Origin of the sequence: Pseudomonas sp. NC02, assembly GCF_002874965.1 — a bacterium.
GTDB lineage: Bacteria > Pseudomonadota > Gammaproteobacteria > Pseudomonadales > Pseudomonadaceae > Aquipseudomonas.
This window is the reverse complement of the sequence record NZ_CP025624.1, coordinates 1,538,618-1,557,105: the sequence shown is the minus strand read 5'-3', so window position 1 is coordinate 1,557,105 and position 18,488 is coordinate 1,538,618. Positions and strand designations below refer to the sequence as shown.

The following is an 18,488-nucleotide window of genomic DNA, read 5'->3' as shown; positions in this document are numbered from 1 at the left end:
TGTGGGAGCTGTCGAGCTTTAGCGAGACAGCTCCTACATTGGAGCTATGTCAAACCGGCGGCAATCGCCACTCGATCGGCGTCTCGCCATTCTGCTCAAGAAACTTGTTGGTGCGGCTGAAATGCCCGCAGCCAATAAACCCTCTATAGGCCGACAACGGCGACGGATGCACCGACGTCAGCACCAGGTGCTTGGTGGCGTCGATCAGCTTCTGCTTGCCCTGCGCATGGGCGCCCCACAGCAAGAACACCAGGTGCGGCTGATGCTCGCTCACCACTTCAATAATCCGATCGGTAAAGAACTGCCAGCCCTTGCCCGCATGGGCGTTGGCATTCGCGCGCTCCACGGTCATGGTGGTGTTGATCATCAGCACGCCCTGGTCGGCCCAGCTTTGCAGGTAGCCGTGGTTGGGAATGTCGATGTTCAGGTCACGCTTGAGTTCTTTGTAGATATTGACCAGCGACGGCGGTGCCGGCACGCCCGGTTGCACCGAGAAGCACAAGCCGTGGGCCTGGCCCGGGCCGTGATACGGGTCCTGGCCGAGGATCACCACCTTGACCTTGTCCAGGGGCGTTGAGTTGAGTGCGTTGAAGATCATCGGGCCGGGTGGATAGATCTCCTTGCCTGCCGCGTGCTCCTGGCGCAGGAATTCCCGCAACTGGGCCATGTACGGCTGGTCGAACTCGTCACGCAGGGCGTGTTTCCAGCTGGGTTCGAGTTTGATACGGTCGTCGGTGGTCATGGTTACGCTGTCTAGTCAAAAGAATGAGGCGAACCCTAGGAAAGCCGACCTTGCTTGTCAATTGATCTGACGCAGATACCGCACTTTCCTGCGAAGCGATCATACTGAACCTTCACTTTCTCGATTGAGGTCATGATGAACCTGCACTTCGAAGAGCTGATTGGCACCGGCGGCGCCCGCGTTGGCATCGCCAGCCTGGACGCGGAAAAATCCCTCAATGCCTTGTCGTTGCCGATGATCCTGGCCCTGAGCGAACGCCTGGACGCCTGGGCCAAAGACCCGCAAATCGTCTGCGTGCTGCTGCGCGGCAATGGCCCCAAGGCTTTTTGCGCCGGTGGCGAAGTGCGCAGCCTGGCCCAGGCCTGCCGTGAACATCCCGGCGAAGTACCGGCGCTGGCCGCGCAATTTTTCGCCGCGGAGTACCGCCTCGACTACCGCCTGCACACCTATCCCAAACCGCTGATCTGCTGGGGCCACGGCTATGTGCTGGGCGGTGGCATGGGCTTGCTGCAAAGCGCCGCCGTGCGCATCGTCACTCCGAGCAGCCGCCTGGCCATGCCGGAAATCAGCATCGGCCTGTACCCGGACGTGGGCGCCAGTTGGTTCCTGTCTCGCCTGCCCGGCAAGTTGGGGTTGTTCCTCGGCCTGACCGGCGCCCATATGAATGGCCGCGACGCCCTGGACCTGGGCCTGGCTGACCGTTTCCTGCTGGATGAACAACAAGACGAACTGCTTGAAGGCCTGCTGCAACTGAACTGGCAGGAACAGACCGACATGCAGCTCAACAGCCTGCTCAAGGCCCTGGCCCAGGAAGCCGCCGGCCAGTTGCCCGAAGCCCAATGGCTGCCGCGCCGTGGGCAGATCGACGAGTGGCTGGACGTGGGGGATGTGCGCTGTGCGTGGCGAGCCTTGAGCCAGTTACGCGATCACACCGACCCGCTGCTCCGCCGCGCAGGCAAGACCCTGAACGAAGGCTGCCCGCTGACCGCGCACCTGGTGTGGGAACAGATCCAGCGCGCGCGGCACCTGTCCCTGGCCCAGGTGTTCCAGATGGAATACACCTTGAGCCTGAACTGCTGCCGTCACCCGGAATTCAGCGAAGGTGTGCGGGCGCGGTTGATCGACAAGGACCAGCAGCCACACTGGCACTGGCCGGACATCAACTTGATCCCCGAGGCCGTGGTGCAGGCGCACTTCCACAAGGTCTGGGAAGGGCGGCATCCGCTGGCGGACCTGTCTGACTATTGAGCGTCCGCCGGCGCTTTTTTGCCCTCGAACGTGAAGGCACAATTATCGGGTTGGTGGTCGTCGCACTGGAAAATCTGTTGCCCGAAAGCATCGGTGCCCGGTACCCAATGCGTGGTATCTGCCAGCGACATCGCCCCCCCGGCTTGAGCCGTGCCGTACCTCAGGGTGACTGTCTTGCCCCTCAGGGTTTTATAAATGCACTTTTCCAGATAGCCATGCTTGCGCTCGTCCTGCTCGCTTGGAGTAAAAAGCGCGCCGACAAAGGTTTCCACGAATTCCCGGCCGCTCATTGCCTGGCTTATCCATGGCGAGTCGCTGTCAGTTCCCTGAAAGTGACCGTCAACGTAGCGTACAGCACTCGGGTAAGGACAGGATTGCGCTGCTGCCAACGTACTGACGCCAAGAAAAGCAAAAAATAACAGGTAGAGCGGGCTGACGTTCATGTCATGGGTTCCATCAGTCGATGCTGGAAGCGATACGCCTAACAGGCGACTGCTCCCAATTAACTACAGGCGTAACCCACAGGATAGCTGTCAAATATGACAGTGCCGACCAACGGTAAACAAAACGGCGCCTGAGCGCCGTTTTTCCAATTATTCCTATCAGCGATGACCGCCGCCACGGCCTCCACCCTGACCACCACCCTGGCCATGCCCGCCACCATTACCCCAGTGACTGTTGCCCCAACCCTGGTTTGGGTAAGGCCGATAACCCGCGCGCGGCCCCGCAGGATAATAGCGAGGCGCCGGCTGGTAATAACGCGGCGACGGGTAATAACGCTGCGGTGGCGGGTAGTAACCCTGGCGGTAATGGTAATACGGGCCGCCGCCGTAGTAATACGCCGGCGCGGGCGCCGTGTAGACCTCGGAACCGTAGTAGGCCTGGCCGCCACCGTAATAAGGCGCGCACGCAGAAAGGGTCAAGCCGAGCAAAGCGATGAGAAGCAGTCGACGATACATGGCGGCCTCCTGGACCGCGGAAGAGCACACCCAGCGACGCTGGGGGGCGGCAAACAGCTTTCACTGCCTGACGAAATATCTGACATCAAAAACGGAATCTGGTGCGATTTAGACATAGATTGATACATCTGCCGGTCGCCTCATTGCAGTGCAATCCCGCACCACCACGACGCATATTCACCGCACGTTGCGCCCCCCTCCTCGCGCCAACCCACGCCATTACTGCACCCGTGCCACTTGGCACGACTCTCGCTTTACCTCTCCCGTGCAGGAGTCATCACAGGTTCGCGGCACCACAATTTGCAATGGCTGACTAGGGTTCCGGCTCGCTAAGGCGAGTGGCTGGTCCGAGAGTCGGCGACCTCCAGTTGAGGTTACACGGCGGGATAAAAGCCCGGGAGACAAGCCACCGTTCACGGTGCCGCGTTGCTCCTGCTCGCCCTTGATCAACTGGAGAAGCATCCATGCCCTCGATACGTTTACCCGCCCTGCTCGCCGCCGCCTTCGCCGCCGTGGTGAGTTTTTCCGCCCAAGCCGCCCCCAAAGACCATTTCAGCGTGTGTTGGACGATCTATGCCGGCTGGATGCCGTGGGAATACGCCGGCAGCCAAGGCATCCTCGACAAGTGGGCCAAGAAGTACGGCATCAAGATCGACATGGTGCAGCTCAATGACTACGTCGAATCCATCAACCAGTACACCGCCGGCCAGTTCGACGGCTGCACCATGACCAACATGGACGCCCTGACCATTCCCGCCGCCGGCGGCGTGGACAGCACCGCGCTGGTGGTCAGCGACTTCTCCAATGGCAACGATGGCGTGGTCATCAAAGGTGAAGGCAAGACCGTCGCCGACCTCAAGGGCATGAACGTCAACCTGGTGGAACTTTCCGTGTCCCACTACCTGCTGGCCCGCGCCCTGGAGTCGGCCAACCTCAGCGAAAAAGACCTGAAAGTGGTCAACACCTCCGACGCCGACATCGCCGCCGCCTTCAACACCGACCAGGTCAAGGCCGTCACCACCTGGAACCCGATGCTCTCGGAGATCAAGGCCAAGCCCGGCGTCACCGAAGTGTTCGACTCCAGCAAAGTGCCCGGCGAAATCATGGACATGATGGTGGTCAACACCCAGACCCTCAAGGACAACCCCAAGCTGGGCAAAGCGTTGACCGGCGCCTGGTTTGAAGTGGTGGCGCTGATGAACGCGAAAAACGCCGCCAGCACCGACGCCCTGGAACACATGGCCAAGGCCTCCGGCACCGACCTCAAGGGCTTCCAGTCGCAACTGGACACCACCAAGCTGTTCGCCACGCCCAAGGAAGCCCTGGCCTTCGCCACCAGCGCGCAGTTGCCCGCCACCATGGGCAAAGTCGCCGAGTTCTCGTTTAAACACGGCCTGCTGGGTGAAGGTGCCAAGGACACCAACGCCGTGGGCATGAGCTTCGCCAATGGCGTGACCCGCGGCGACACCGCCAACCTCAAGCTGCATTTCGACCCCAGCTACGTACAGATGGCCGCCGACGGCACGCTGTAAGAGGACGCGGCCATGCGCCTGATCAACCGTCACCCGGAACGCTCCAGTCGCCTGCTGTTGGTGCTGCTGCCCTTCGCCCTGCTGCTGTTCGCCTACTTCGTGGGCTCGGCCGAGCGCCTGGCAGACAACCCCAACGACAAGCTGCTGCCCAGCGCCGCACAAATGGGCGACGCAGTGAAACGCCTGGCCTTCAGCGCCGACACTCGCACCGGTGAATACGTGCTGTGGCAAGACAGCGCCTCAAGCCTGCGCCGCCTGGCGATCGGCCTGGGCATCAGCGCCCTCGCCGGCCTGTGCCTGGGCATTGCAGCCGGCACCTTGCCGCTGTTTGGCGCACCGTTGTCCCCCTTGCTGACGGTGCTGTCGATGGTGCCGCCGCTGGCGATCCTGCCGATCCTGTTCATCGTGTTCGGGCTGGGGGAATTGTCGAAAGTGATGCTGATCGTGATCGGTATCACCCCGGCCCTGGCGCGGGACCTGGAACAGCGGGCACGGGAAATTCCCGTGGAGTTGCTGGTGAAGGCGCAGACCCTCGGCGCCTCCACCTGGACCCTGATGCTGCGGGTGGTGCTGCCGCAATTGCTGCCACGTTTGCTGATCTCCCTGCGCTTGATGCTCGGCTCGGCGTGGCTGTTCCTGATTGCAGCCGAAGCCATCGCCTCCACCGACGGTTTGGGTTACCGGATCTTCCTGGTGCGCCGCTACCTGGCGATGGACGTGATCCTGCCCTACGTGGTGTGGATCACCCTGCTGGCCTGGCTGATGGACTGGGGCCTCAAGGCCCTGACCCGGCGCGCGTTCCCCTGGTACGAAGGAGCGCGGGCATGAGTTTTATCAGCGTCAACAATGTGTGGCAGCGCTATGGCGACCAGGTGGTATTGGAGCGCCTGAACCTGCACGTGGCCGAAGGCGAATTCTGCACCCTGGTCGGCACCTCCGGTTGCGGCAAATCGACCTTCCTGCGCCTGCTGCTGGGGCAGGAAACCGCCAGCCATGGCGAGATCCTGCTGGACGGTAAACCGCTCGCCGCCGAACCCGATGCCAGCCGTGGCGTGGTGTTCCAGCGCTACTCGGTGTTCCCGCATCTGACGGTGCTGGACAACGTTGCGCTGGGCCTTGAGTTGCCGCGTTCAGCGTTGCTCGGCCGCCTGTTCGGCAGCGCGAAAAAACAGGCCAGGGAACAGGCCGCGGCGCTGCTGCATAAAGTCGGTTTGGGCCATGCCCTGGACAAGTACCCGGCGCAGCTTTCCGGCGGTATGCAGCAGCGGCTGGCCATCGCCCAGGCGCTGATCATGAAGCCCCGCGTGTTGCTGCTGGACGAACCCTTCGGCGCCCTCGACCCGGGCATTCGCAAAGACATGCACCTGCTGTTGCTGGAGCTGTGGCGCGAAACCAGGCTGACGGTGTTCATGGTCACCCACGACCTCAGCGAAGGCTTCAGCCTCGGCACCCGCTTGCTGGTATTCGACAAGGTGCGCCTCGACCCACACGCCCCCGGCGCCTACGGCGCCCGCATCACCTACGACATCCCTTTGAACAGCGAGCGCCGCAAGGCGATCGCCGCCGAACTTGGAGCCACTTCCAAATGACCGACTCAACTCAATTGTTCCCACCTTTCGCCGAGGAAATGCTCCCCGGCGGCGGCCACCGTTCCTTTGTGCTCAAGCGCGGCCAACTGCTGCGCCTCACCGACATTCGCGGCGGCGCCAACGTCAGCCTGACCCTGCTCAATGCCAATGAAAAAACCGAGCGCCTGAACCTGCCCGACAGCCTCAAATGCCAACACACCGCCAAGCTCACCAACGGCCATTGCCTGTACTCGGACATGGGCCGCGTGCTGGCTGCCATCACCGCCGACACCTGCGGCTGGAGTGACAGTATCGGCGGCGTGTCATGCGCCTCCGAGGTCGCGGAAAAATACGGCAAAGGCCGCTATCAAGAGCTGCGCAACGGCTTCTACCGCAACGGCACCGACAACCTGCTGGTGGAACTGGGCAAGTGGGGCCTGGGGCTGTCCGACCTGCTGATGACCCTCAACCTGTTCAGCAAAGTCACGGTAGATGAAGCTGGCAGCCTGCACTTTGTCCCCGGTCACTCCAAGGCCGGCGACTACATCGAACTCTACGCACCGATGGACACACTGGTGGTGCTCACCGCGCTGCAACATCCCATGGACCCCAACCCCGAGTACGCGCCGCAGCCGCTGAAACTCAGCTGGATGAACGCCGACCCAAGCGTCGCCGAACACTGCCGAACCTCGCGCCCGGAAAACGAGCGCGGCTTTATCAACACCGACCGTCTGTTCGCCTGAGGACCTGCCATGTCTATCGCACTCGCCAAACAACCGGACGCGGCCGTGTACCGCGCGACCATTCCCGCCGGCGAACCCTGGCTGATGGAAGTCAAAGCCGGCCAGACCCTGCGCATCCTCGACCTTGAGGGCAACCAGGCGGTCGACACGCTGTTCTACAGCCTGAAAAACCCCAGGGAACGCTACGACGTGCAGCGCACCCTGCGTCGGCAAAACAGCGTGTACCTGAGCACCGGCAGCGTGCTGTATTCCAACCTCGGCCAGCCAATGCTGACCATCGTCGACGACACCTGCGGACGCCACGACACCCTTGGCGGCGCCTGCGCCCAAGAGAGCAACACCGTGCGCTACGCCCTGGAAAAACGCTACATGCACAGCTGCCGCGACAACTACCTGCGGGCCTGCGCCCACGATGGCCGGCTGGGTAAAAGCGACATCGGGCCGAACATCAATTTCTTCATGAACGTGCCGGTGACCGCCGATGGCGGGTTGACCTTCGAGGACGGGATTTCCGCCCCCGGCAAGCACGTCGACCTGCGGGCCGAGATGGACGTGATCGTACTGATCTCCAACTGCCCGCAACTGAACAACCCGTGCAACGGCTACAACCCAACCCCTGCGGAGTTACTGGTATGGAACTGAAGATCAAGCGGTTGCGCCAGTGGTTGTTCGCCCTGTGCCAGGCTCGCGCCGGGCAGTGCCTGCGAAAACGCTGAAGATCACCTGTGGGAGCGAGATTGTGTGGGAGCGGGCTTGCTCGCGAAAGCGGCGTATCAGGCGACTGATGTATTGACTGAACCACCGCATTCGCGAGCAAGCCCGCTCCCACACTCCACCTCCCACACTGACTGCATGCGCTGCGGACGACCGCAGCGCCATCCACATTTGCGGGACGGCCCGCATCCCAGGACAAGGCCGAGCACTCATCGGCCTGCGGGGTTTTGCCATGTTCGAAAAACTGTTGATCGCCAACCGTGGCGTCATCGCCTGCCGCATCCTGCGCACCTTGCGTGAGCTTTCGGTCAAGGGCGTGGCGGTGTATTCCGAAGCCGATGCCGCCAGCCTGCATATCCAGCAAGCGGATGAGGCCTACAGCCTGGGCGAAGGCGCGGCGGCCGGCACCTATTTGTCGGTGGAGAAAATCCTCGCCACGGCCAAGGCGTGTGGCGCCACCGCGATTCATCCCGGCTATGGCTTTCTATCGGAAAACGCCGCCTTCGCCGAAGCCTGCGAAACAGCAGGCATCGCCTTCGTCGGCCCGACGCCGGAACAGCTGCGGGTATTCGGCCTCAAGCACACCGCGCGCGCGTTGGCCAGGCAGCACAACATCCCGCTGCTGGAAGGCACCGAGCTGCTCAACAGCCTCGACGCCGCACTACTGGCCGGGGAAACCGTGGGCTATCCGATCATGCTTAAAAGCACCGCCGGTGGTGGCGGGATCGGCATGCGCGTGTGCCACAGCGCCGATGAATTGCGCGACTGTTTCGAGGCGGTGAAACGCCTGGGCCAGAACAATTTCAGCGATGCCGGTGTGTTTATCGAGAAGTACATCCAGCACGCCCGGCACCTGGAAGTGCAGGTGTTTGGTGACGGCTGCGGCGAGGTCATCGCCCTCGGCGTGCGCGACTGTTCGGTGCAGCGGCGCAACCAGAAAGTGCTTGAAGAAACCCCGGCGCCGAACCTGCCCGACGGCATGGCGGATGAGCTGTGCCGTGCCGCCATCACCCTGGCCAAGGCAGTGAATTACCGCAGCGCCGGCACCGTGGAATTTATCTTTGATAGCGCCGATGGCCGCTTCTATTTTCTGGAAGTGAACACCCGGTTGCAGGTGGAACATGGCGTCACCGAGCAAGTGTGGGGCGTGGACCTGGTGCGCTGGATGGTGCAATTGGCCGCCGGGGAAATGCCGCCATTGCGGGAACTGCAACTGAAGCCTCACGGCCACGCGATTCAGGCACGCCTGTACGCCGAAGATCCGGGCCGGGAGTTTCAGCCAAGCCCGGGGCTTTTGACGTATGTGGACTTCCCGGTCGCTGAAGGCCTGCGCATCGACACGTGGGTGGAGGCCGGTTGCGAGATTCCGCCCTACTTCGACCCGATGATCGCCAAGCTCATCACCTGGGCGCCGACCCGCGAACAGGCACGCCTGGATTTGCATCAAGCCCTGAGCAACAGCCAACTGTACGGCGTGGAAACCAACCGCGATTATCTGCGCCAGATTCTGCTCGCTACACCGTTCGCCAGTGGCCATCCGTGGACGCGCTGCCTTGAAGATTTGGTGTACCACGCCAACACGTTTGAAGTGCTCAGCGCCGGCACGCAAACCAGTGTGCAGGACTATCCGGGGCGCCTCGGTTACTGGGCCGTAGGCGTGCCGCCGTCGGGGCCGATGGACAGTCGCGCGCTGCGCCTGGGCAATCGCCTGCTGGGCAATGCCGAGGGCACCGCTGCGCTGGAAATCACCATGAGCGGGCCGTTGCTGCGCTTCAATTGTGCGGCGGTGGTGGCGGTGACGGGTGCAGACATTGTGCTGCGCTTGAATCATGAAGCGGTACCGATGAACACCGCGTTGCTGATCCCGGCGGGCGCAACCTTGAGCCTGGGCACCATCGCCGGGGCCGGTGCTCGCAGCTACCTTTGCGTGCGCGGCGGGCTGCAGGTTCCGGATTATCTGGGAAGCAAAAGTACCTTCACCCTTGGCCAGTTTGGTGGGCATGGCGGGCGGGCTTTGCGGGCGGGTGATGTGTTGCACTTACTGCCGTTGGAGGATCTCAGTTGCGGCAATACGCTAGTGCCTGAACCGCTTGGCGAGGTGCGAACACTGCGGGTGATCTACGGCCCCCACGGCGCGCCGGAATACTTCAAGCCCGAGTACATCGAGACGTTCTTTGCCACCCAGTGGGAAGTGCATTTCAACTCCAGCCGCACGGGTGTGAGGTTGATCGGGCCGAAGCCTCTGTGGGCGCGTACGGATGGCGGTGAGGCGGGGTTGCATCCGTCGAATATTCACGACAATCCCTATGCGATTGGTGCGGTGGATTTTACCGGGGACATGCCGGTGATCCTCGGCCCCGACGGCCCGAGCCTGGGTGGGTTTGTATGCCCGGTGACAGTGATCGAGGCGGACTTGTGGCAGTTGGGCCAGCTCAAGGCGGGTGACAAAATCTGCTTCACCCCCGTCGACATCAAGACCGCCCGAGACCTCGCCTTGAAATGGGATCGTTCCCACGCTCTGCGTGGGAATGCCGCCTGGGACGCTCCGCGTCCCGCTGTCGACGCAATGACGCAGAGCGTCACAGGATGCATTCCCACGCAGAGCGTGGGAATGATCAGGTCGCCTGTTGTTCTGGACATCGGCCAGGCCGACACCCGCCTCGTCGCCCGCCTCGCCGGCGACACCCACCTGCTCCTGGAAATCGGCGCCCCGGAACTCGACCTGGTGCTGCGCTTTCGCGCCCACGCCCTGATGCAAGCCCTCGAAGCACAAGCCCTGCACGGCGTCATCGACATGACACCCGGCATCCGCTCCCTGCAAATCCACTACCAGCCCGAACAACTTACCCTCGCCGACCTCCTGGCGCTGATCACCGCCGAATGGCACGCCGTCTGCGCCAGCCAAAACCTGCAAGTGCCGTCGCGCATCGTCCACCTGCCACTGTCCTGGGACGACCCGGCCTGCCAACTGGCGATCGAAAAATACATGACCACCGTGCGCAAGGATGCCCCGTGGTGCCCGAGCAACCTGGAGTTCATCCGCCGCATCAACGACCTGGCCAACCTCGACGAAGTGCGCCACACCGTGTTCGATGCCAGCTACCTGGTGATGGGCCTGGGCGACGTCTACCTCGGCGCGCCCGTGGCCACGCCGCTGGACCCGCGTCACCGCCTGGTCACCACCAAGTACAACCCGGCACGCACCTGGACCGCCGAAAACTCCGTGGGCATCGGTGGCGCCTACCTGTGCGTCTACGGCATGGAAGGCCCCGGCGGTTATCAGTTCGTCGGGCGTACCTTGCAGATGTGGAACCGCTACCGGGAAGTGGCCGCGTTCGATGGCAAACCGTGGTTGCTGCGCTTCTTCGACCAGATCCGCTTTTACCCGGTGAGCGCCGATGAGCTGGTGCAGATTCGCCGGGATTTCCCCCTTGGGCGGTTTGAACTGAGCATCGAACACAGCCAGTTAAACCTGACGGATTACCAGGCCTTTCTCGCGCAGGAAGCCGAAAGCATCGGCGCGTTTCGCGGGCAACAGCAGCGCGCGTTCAACGCCGAACGCGAACGCTGGATCGCCAGTGGCCAGGCGCATTTCGACAGCGAGGAACTCGCCGCACCACAGGGCGCAGACACGCCCTTGCAGGCCAACGAATACAGCATCGACAGCCACATCGCCGGCAATCTCTGGCAAGTGCAGGTCAGCGCTGGCGAACGCGTGGCGGCGGGAGATGTGCTGGTGATCCTGGAGTCGATGAAAATGGAAATCCCGGTAGTCGCACCGTTCGCCGGCACCGTGCGGGAAATTCCGGTGCAGCCCGGCAGCGGCATTGGCGCAGGCCAACGGGTGGTGGTGCTGGAGCGTGATTTGCAATAACGCGGCGGGGCTGTATCGTGCAAGGCACACCGGGTTTCACCGGGACCTTGTCCGATACAGCCTGAAGCGACCGATGACCACGCCAACCCTCTGCCCCGCCTGCGGCGCCCGCAACGATTGCGCCCTGGCCGACCCGCGCACTGCCGACCAGGCGTGCTGGTGCTATTCCGTCAGCATCGACCCCGCAGTGCTCGAAGCCTTGCCGGCGGAACTGCGCAATAAAGCCTGCCTGTGCCCGCGTTGTGCCCAGGTGGACGAACAACTGCGCGGCAACGAGCGGTCGTAATGCGCGTAGATCGTTTCCTCAGCAACCTGCCGCGTTTCAACCGTAAACAGGTTCGCCTGTTGCTGGTGGAGCGGCGGATCAGCGTCGACGGCCAAACAGTCAGCGATCCGCATTACGAAGTGCGCGAATTCAGCCGCGTGTGTGTCGACGGTGAAATCCTCCAGGTCGGCAAACCCGCGCGCTACTTCATGCTGCACAAACCCCAGGGCTGCGTCAGCGCCACGTCCGACCCGCAACACCCCACGGTGCTCGACCTGCTGGATGAACCGGACAAGCACGAGCTGCACATCGCCGGTCGTCTGGATTTCAACACCACCGGCCTGATGCTGATCACCAACGACGGCCAGTGGTCGCGCCGCCTGACCCAGCCGCAAACCAAACTGCCCAAGGTCTACTACGTCGAGACCGAGCAGGACATCGGCCCGCAATACGCGGCCACCTTCGCCGCCGGCCTGTACTTCGCCTTTGAAGACCTCACCACCCAACCGGCGGAACTGGAACTATTGGGCCCCAGAACGGCGCGCCTGAGCATCATTGAAGGGCGTTATCACCAGGTGAAGCGCATGTTCGGGCACTTCGACAACAAAGTGATGCGCCTGCACCGCGAACGCATGGGACCGCTGGAGTTGGACGCAGCCCTTGCGCCAGGCCATTACCGGGCGCTTACAGAGGCTGAAATCCAACAGGTCTGATGACCGTTCAGCCGATGATGGCAAAAACCCACGCCATCGACTGGCGAACTGGCATCCCTGATGCTTGAATCAACCCAGCCAGCCGCAATCTGACTGGCGAGTCACCCCTACCTACAAGAAACACTTTGCCCGTCCGCACGCTTGACCTGCGGGCCTCTCACGGCAAATTGCCCGCCATAACAACACCCGTCGGCCAGCCAGTACCGGATCGACATGGGCCCTCACTTCCAGGCGTATGCCTACCTGTCACAAAGCTCGTGCAGAGTGATCTGCGCGCATTACCCGCTTGCCAGGAGTCTTACGACATGAGGCCAGAAATCGCTGTGCTGGATATACAGGGTCAGTATCGGGTTTACACGGAGTTCTATCGCGCGGACGCAGCAGCCAAGACCATCATCCTGGTCAACGGCTCAATGGCCACCACTGCGTCTTTCGCCCAGACCGTGAAAAGCCTGCACCCGACGTTCAACGTGGTTTTGTATGACCAGCCCTACGCTGGCCGCTCCAAAATCCACAACCGCCACGAGCATATGCTGACGAAAGAAGTCGAGGGCCAGATCCTTCTGGAACTCATCGACCACTTCGCCGCCGAACACGTGCTGTCCTTTTCCTGGGGCGGCGCCGCGACCCTCGTCGCCCTCGCCCACCGCCCGCGCCGTGTGGAAAAGGCCGTGATCAGCTCGTTCTCCCCGGTGATCAACGCCCCGATGCGCGACTACCTGGAGCGCGGTGTCGACTACCTCGGCAACCTCGACCGTGACCGCGTGGGCCACCTGGTCAACAGCACCATCGGCAAACACCTGCCGTCGCTGTTCAAACGCTTCAATCACAAACACGTGAGCAGCCTGGCCGAGCACGAGTATGGGCAGATGCACTTTCACATCAGCCACGTGCTCAACAGCGACCGGCTGTGCTACCTCAAGGCCGCTAAGCAGATTGATATACCGGTGTTGTTCTTGAACGGCGAATGGGACGAGTACACCAGTGCCCAGGATGCCAAGCTGTTTGGGCAACATATTGCGAAAAGCAGCTTCGGCACGATTCAGGCGACCGGGCACTTTCTGGATATGGAGCACAAGGCCGCGTGCCGGGATAGCCGGGAGGCGTTGATGGGCTTTTTAAGACCGGAGCAGCAGCCAAGCCGGTTGCGGTACCACGCGTCACAGCCACAGCATGCGTTTGCCGTATGAGCGGTGGGGTTGTGGGCGGGCCGGATTTCCCAGGGGGGCCGCCTGCCCACGATCGACCGTTGGCACGTAAAACACAGAATTTTCGAAGAAAAACTTCAAATCCGCGAGCACATCTGGTACAAAGTCAGCCGCTCTGAGCGGGTATAGTTTAGTGGTAGAACGAAAGCTTCCCAAGCTTTAGATGAGGGTTCGATTCCCTCTACCCGCTCCACTCAGATTTTGGTCCTGCGTCAGGCTGGTTTTGACGGGGGATGTGTAAAAAAACCGGTCCTTGGTGACCGGTTTTTTTATGGGTGGGATTTGGAAATTAAACGGTCGAACCGGGCTCATTCAATCGCCTGATAGACCTTCTTCCCGCCAACCCAAGTCTGCAGGACGCGTGTCCTCCAGATGTCTGCCGGGCTGACGGCAAAAATGTCCTGATCAACCAGGATAAAATCGGCCCACTTTCCGGGCTCAATGCTGCCTTGGGTAGCTTCTTGATGGGCTGCATAAGCTGCATCCAGCGTAAATGCACGGAAAGCCTCGAAGAGGGTCATGGCCTGCTCAGGGTGCCATCCAGCCAAGGGGTTGCCCTCATGATCCGAGCGAGTCACGGCAGCATGTATGCCGTAGAACGGATTGGCAGATTCGACTGGGAAGTCTGACCCTGCCGCAATTTTCGTTCCCTGGTTAAGCAGAGTGCGCCAGGCATAAGCCCCCTTGATCCGTTCGACACCCACCCTGTCCTCAGCCATATTCATGTCGCTGGTAGCATGTGTAGGCTGCATCGATGCAATCAGCCCTAGATCGATAAAGCGCGGTATCTGCTCCACATCAACCACCTGCGCATGCTCGATCCTGTTACGCAAGGCGCGCCCACCGACTGTGGCGTAGGTCTGTTCAAAGCTATCCATGACCTGCTTGATGGCAGCATCACCGATGCCATGCACATTAGCTTGAAAGCCGGCTTTCAGTACCGACTCAATCTTGTGCTTCATCTCCTGCCGGCTTTCAAAAAGCAGCCCCTTGTTGGTTGGGTCGTCGGTGTATGGCTCAAACAGCGCCGCACCACGGCTTCCCAAAGCGCCATCGGCACAAAGCTTGACGCTACGAATGGTAAGACGATCATCGCCATAGCCGATCAAAGGGCCGTCCTGGGACAACACCGCGAAATCATCCCCCGCACCGTTGATCATCGAGTAGACACGTAACGGAAGCCGGCCGCGATCGGCAAAACCGCGCATCGTCTTGATCATCTGCCTATCAGCACCTGCATCGTGCACAGATGTCAGTCCTTGTGCATTGAGATGCTCCAATGCAGCCTGCAACGCGACCTCTCGCTCCTGCTCGTCAGGCAGCGGAATAATATCCGCGACCAGCCCCATAGCGGCGTCGATAAATACACCTGTCGGGTTACCTTCTGCATCCCGTTCGATACGTCCGCCTTTCGGATCAGGCGTGTCCTTAGTAATACCCGCCAGTTGCATCGCCTTGGTATTAGCCCATCCGGCATGGGCATCCACCCGAATTAGCCACACTGGTCGATCGACAACGACCTTATCAATTTCGGCAGCCGTCGGAAAACGCCCCAACTTCCAGGTAACGTGGTTCCAGCCTGAGCCAGTCAGCCAACGGGCGCCGGGGCGCGCTGCAGCGAATACCCGAAGCCTTTCCTGCGTATCAACCAGTGTTGGAGAGCCCCGTAAAGCAATGCTTCGAAGGGACTCTCCAAGCCATTTGATATGGCCGTGCGCATCGGTCAACCCAGGCAAGAGGGACGCACCCTTACCATCGATGCGCGTCGCCAATGCATGCTTGCCAGCAAGATCGGCCGCCATACCGACGCAAATCACTTTGCCCGACGCATCAAAGGCCAACGCATCAAAACGCATCAGACCGCCTCCACTCACGGTATAACCACGCACATTTTCCATAATCGTTGGCTCCGCCCGGACAGGCCCCGTCAGCGACAGGAACATAGCCACCGGGATCAACGCCTTGGGCTGAGTTTTGATACACATCAGCAGCTGTTCAAACGCGGCAAGCATCGGGCCGAGCGTGAGACTTTTAAATGCTGATGGTTGCAGACTCGGTTTTTCTCCTGAAAATCGTGGAGTCATGATTTCCTCCAGTAAGAGGTCACGTCATGCGGTCAGAAAGAAGGTTATAAAAAAGGGCGCTAACACCGTCAGAATCAAACCACTCATGAGAGCGGTAGGCAGCGTGTCGCAGTGGCAGGTTTGGCGCACGATCGGTAACGTCGAGTCCAGAGCGGTTGCCCCAGCGGCGGCAATACCGACCTTTGGGTGGAAGCCACCGACCAGGTACAGTAAAGCGATCGCGATCAGTTCGCGCCCCAGGTCTGCGAGCAATGCCGTAGCGCCATGAACTTCTCCGGACAGCCCTCCGACCAGGACGCTGGATAGCGTGAACCATCCAAATCCCGTCGAGAGTGCCAGGAGCAAACGGATATCTTCGCCAGTGATGAAATGAACCGCATAGGCTCCCAATATTGAGCCAATGACCACGGCAATCGGAACGCATAGAACGCCCCATGAGATCCAGTCACGACCTAACTTGATGCTCGACAAGTCGAGTCCCACCAAGAAGATCAGTACCATTAACATCACGTTGCTGGGTGGAAGCCACAAGCTTGCAACGGTTGATTCTGCATATGTGAACAACACGCCCAAGGCCACCATCAGCAGCGCAATAAAGCACTCTTTCAGAGGAGCAGCAGCGCCATGCATATCGAAACTGGCAACCCTGCCTGGTTCTCGTCCAGCCCCCCTCAAAGCCGCCAAGCCCAGCAGCAGCATGCAAGGCACCACTGTTGTTGCGACCGCGACAAGCGAAGATGTCTTGAGCACATACCCAACCGCATCCAGCGAAGAAACCACTTCGCCGAACTCAGTGCCTATCAGAAAAAGTAGCCCCCAAACCAAAGGGCTGATCAGACTGACCAATCGGGCAACAGCTTTATCCGAGAACAAGAGTTTGCTCGATAGAAGGCCTATTCCCAACGCAATCAAGATGGGCAATATCGAGTTCAACGCCTGCACCGTCATATCCTCTGAATGGTTGGCGAGAAATCAACCAAAACAATACAACGCTCACAGACTCCGGGAGAGGCGTCGTCAAGTTTCTTGATCGGGCTTATGTAATGCGAAACCTTCGGATCATGAACGACAAAACTATCGAGAGGCTGTGAAAGGGTAAACTCCGCCAAAATCTGACTTGCCCGCGCGTCCTCGAACAGCATGTTTCGGATTTCCGGATGCCCAATAAAATTGATGCCACCCGTCATGTTCGAAGAACGGTAGATCAAGTGCGCAAACGTGAAGGGCTCTCCATCCTGGTGAAAAAAGTTCGGTGAGCTTATACCTGGCTGATCCGAACTCGCGGACGTGAGTTTTACAAAATGCACCCCAAAATAGATAGGAAGGGGCTGGCCAGGATGCTGCCAGAACGTCAGGGAAAAATCTTCATCGATCATGTCGAGTAGTACGCGATTGTTTTTTACCGCATCACTCAACGCGTGAAAGTAGCGAATATTTGCGTGATCCGGATTGTTACCGCCTTGGTCGTAACCTGCGCGTCCGTGGCCTGCCCCATCTTTGACGATTGGCAACCAGTGGCCTTCATGCGTGTCTTGCCAGGGAAGAATGACTCCGTTGCCATACCGTCGAAACCTGTTTACTCCAGGCGGGGCGTACTCATCCGGCTCCAACTGTTCAAACTCTCGACGTAATTCTGCGAGCTCTTCGACGCAATGAGTCTGGCTCACACGAGGCATGTAATGCAGATATCCATCTTCTGCTAAGGCACTTCGAGGCATGGTCATTCCTCCTTGGTTTGATGCCATCAAACATAGGCAATCACCGTGGAGAACTTCAATGGAGGCGCGAACAACGAGAAGTGTCTTACAACGACGTCGGACGCTAATGGGGAGAGGGGGAACGAATCTTTTTACTCGGCATTACTGACGCAGTACTACGCAGATAGGGTGAAACTGTACGCAGGTTGCTGGGCCGGGGAGTCTCTGAACCGGCGCACACTGCTACTGGTAACCCACATCCAGGGAGGTGTACGCAACAATAGCTGCCCCGCCGTCCTGCTCAGCGGTCTGGTTGTAATTCCCGGCCTTGAAATACAGATTGATGCCCTGCCAACCCGATGGCGGAATATCGAACTCCCGGCTGGCCTGCCTGCCATTCGCCGCAGCCGAAACCAGCAGCACCATGCCGCCCTCGGAGCCCTTGACCTCAATCTTGTAATTGAGCTTGTCATTAACCTTCAGCCCCGTCAGCAAGACTGTCCGTTGCTCCTTCTGCCCGTAGCGTGTCTTGGTCCCGGCGACGATCGAGCCATCTTCCCAGCGAAGCTTCAGCAGCTCCGAACCTCCCGCCTTGTCGCCATGTATCTGGGCAAAAATGATCGATTTTGTGCTTGGATTTTGCACCACATAAAGCTCGCCGGACTGGGTATTATCAAACACCCCACCTGCGGTGAACTCTCTTTTTGCCCGCAGCTCAACACGGGGGTAGTGACTGTTGGGCGTCGCGTCAAGACCCGAGGGTGTGTTGAATACCAGCGCTCCTTCAGGCACGCCTTGATGGCATCCCGATGTGCGATAACAGTTTGTGTAGAAATAGGCGTTCTGAAGATTTTCGCCGATCGCGATTTCTTCTGCCTGACCTTGCGCATTGAAATCCTGAAGCACGTAGGCACGGCTCAGGTTGGACAGGTTGTCGCCTGGGGGTTTTGTGGCATCCAGGGCAAAGGCATTTCCACCGTTAAAAATCGCTCCGATGGCCACTACCGACACCGCGATAACTCTAGCGCCAAACACTTTAAATGCGTGCATCACCGTCACCAATTATTCGTCAAAGCCCCAACTCCAACGCCAGCAGATCCGATAGCTGTTGCGGGTGTCGAATCAATGTAATGCGCCTTAC

Annotated in this window: 17 protein-coding genes, 1 tRNA gene and 1 riboswitch; of the genes, 11 read left to right on the top strand and 7 right to left on the bottom strand. The window is 60.2% G+C overall.

Features of this window, described 5'->3' with window-relative positions; translation table 11 throughout:
* Positions 1-49 precede the first annotated feature (49 nt).
* Positions 50-742, bottom strand: a complete 693-nt coding sequence (gene ung, locus C0058_RS07235; RefSeq protein ID WP_003212020.1) for a uracil-DNA glycosylase — start codon at positions 740-742, stop codon at positions 50-52.
* A 135-nt stretch (positions 743-877) separates the two neighbouring features.
* Between ung and C0058_RS07230 the strand changes: the two genes are divergently transcribed.
* Complete coding sequence (locus C0058_RS07230; RefSeq protein ID WP_102368292.1) at positions 878-1,990, top strand: enoyl-CoA hydratase/isomerase family protein; 1,113 nt, start codon at positions 878-880, stop codon at positions 1,988-1,990.
* Here C0058_RS07230 and C0058_RS07225 read toward each other — a convergent pair.
* Together C0058_RS07225 and C0058_RS07220 are read right to left on the bottom strand one after the other, a co-directional pair.
* Positions 1,984-2,433 (bottom strand): DUF3757 domain-containing protein, encoded by a 450-nt coding sequence (locus C0058_RS07225; RefSeq protein WP_102368291.1) that lies wholly within the window; start codon positions 2,431-2,433, stop codon positions 1,984-1,986. The genes C0058_RS07230 and C0058_RS07225 overlap by 7 nt on opposite strands.
* Positions 2,434-2,592: 159 nt before the next feature.
* On the bottom strand, positions 2,593-2,949 hold the full coding sequence (locus C0058_RS07220) for a hypothetical protein (RefSeq protein ID WP_003212026.1): 357 nt from the start codon (positions 2,947-2,949) through the stop codon (positions 2,593-2,595).
* 302 nt (positions 2,950-3,251) lie between these two features.
* Positions 3,252-3,352, top strand: a riboswitch (guanidine-I (ykkC/yxkD leader).
* A gap of 61 nt (positions 3,353-3,413) precedes the next feature.
* On the opposite strand from C0058_RS07220, the gene C0058_RS07215 reads away from it, so the two are divergent.
* The 10 genes from C0058_RS07215 (at position 3,414) to C0058_RS07165 (ending at position 13,759) form a co-directional block, all read left to right on the top strand.
* Complete coding sequence (locus C0058_RS07215) at positions 3,414-4,481, top strand: putative urea ABC transporter substrate-binding protein (RefSeq protein ID WP_003212027.1); 1,068 nt, start codon at positions 3,414-3,416, stop codon at positions 4,479-4,481.
* A 12-nt stretch (positions 4,482-4,493) separates the two neighbouring features.
* Positions 4,494-5,309 (top strand): ABC transporter permease, encoded by an 816-nt coding sequence (locus tag C0058_RS07210; RefSeq protein ID WP_003212030.1) that lies wholly within the window; start codon positions 4,494-4,496, stop codon positions 5,307-5,309.
* A complete protein-coding gene (locus tag C0058_RS07205) occupies positions 5,306-6,070 on the top strand; it encodes an ABC transporter ATP-binding protein (protein WP_003212032.1) in 765 nt (254 codons plus the stop codon). Before C0058_RS07210 ends, C0058_RS07205 begins: the two co-directional genes overlap by 4 nt.
* The gene (locus C0058_RS07200) at positions 6,067-6,792 is read left to right on the top strand and encodes an urea amidolyase associated protein UAAP1 (RefSeq protein WP_003212035.1); all 726 of its coding nucleotides are present in this window, start codon (positions 6,067-6,069) and stop codon (positions 6,790-6,792) included. The genes C0058_RS07205 and C0058_RS07200 overlap by 4 nt, the downstream gene beginning before the upstream one ends.
* A gap of 9 nt (positions 6,793-6,801) precedes the next feature.
* On the top strand, positions 6,802-7,434 hold the full coding sequence (locus C0058_RS07195; protein ID WP_102368290.1) for an urea amidolyase associated protein UAAP2: 633 nt from the start codon (positions 6,802-6,804) through the stop codon (positions 7,432-7,434).
* 304 nt (positions 7,435-7,738) lie between these two features.
* Positions 7,739-11,380: an urea carboxylase gene (gene uca, locus C0058_RS07185; protein WP_102368288.1), complete on the top strand. Its 3,642-nt coding sequence runs from the start codon at positions 7,739-7,741 to the stop codon at positions 11,378-11,380.
* A gap of 73 nt (positions 11,381-11,453) precedes the next feature.
* Positions 11,454-11,666 (top strand): cysteine-rich CWC family protein, encoded by a 213-nt coding sequence (locus C0058_RS07180; RefSeq protein ID WP_003212042.1) that lies wholly within the window; start codon positions 11,454-11,456, stop codon positions 11,664-11,666.
* A complete protein-coding gene (locus C0058_RS07175) occupies positions 11,666-12,358 on the top strand; it encodes a pseudouridine synthase (protein ID WP_102368287.1) in 693 nt (230 codons plus the stop codon). The genes C0058_RS07180 and C0058_RS07175 overlap by 1 nt, the downstream gene beginning before the upstream one ends.
* Positions 12,359-12,663: 305 nt before the next feature.
* A complete protein-coding gene (locus C0058_RS07170) occupies positions 12,664-13,548 on the top strand; it encodes an alpha/beta fold hydrolase (protein ID WP_003212046.1) in 885 nt (294 codons plus the stop codon).
* 137 nt (positions 13,549-13,685) lie between these two features.
* Positions 13,686-13,759, top strand: a tRNA-Gly gene (locus C0058_RS07165).
* Between the two features lie 115 nt (positions 13,760-13,874).
* Here C0058_RS07165 and C0058_RS07160 read toward each other — a convergent pair.
* The 4 genes from C0058_RS07160 to C0058_RS07145 all read right to left on the bottom strand — a co-directional run bounded on the left by C0058_RS07160 (position 13,875) and on the right by C0058_RS07145 (position 18,397).
* Positions 13,875-15,650 carry an amidohydrolase gene (locus C0058_RS07160; RefSeq protein ID WP_256579559.1) on the bottom strand — a complete coding sequence of 592 codons (1,776 nt, stop codon included), beginning with the start codon at positions 15,648-15,650 and terminating at the stop codon, positions 13,875-13,877.
* Between the two features lie 24 nt (positions 15,651-15,674).
* Entirely contained in the window at positions 15,675-16,598 is a 924-nt protein-coding gene (locus C0058_RS07155) for a lysine exporter LysO family protein (RefSeq protein WP_102368285.1), read from the bottom strand.
* Positions 16,595-17,368 (bottom strand): 2OG-Fe dioxygenase family protein, encoded by a 774-nt coding sequence (locus C0058_RS07150; RefSeq protein WP_102368284.1) that lies wholly within the window; start codon positions 17,366-17,368, stop codon positions 16,595-16,597. The genes C0058_RS07155 and C0058_RS07150 overlap by 4 nt, the downstream gene beginning before the upstream one ends.
* A 222-nt stretch (positions 17,369-17,590) precedes the next feature.
* Positions 17,591-18,397 (bottom strand): polysaccharide lyase family 7 protein, encoded by an 807-nt coding sequence (locus C0058_RS07145; protein WP_087692616.1) that lies wholly within the window; start codon positions 18,395-18,397, stop codon positions 17,591-17,593.
* Positions 18,398-18,488: the final 91 nt, after the last annotated feature.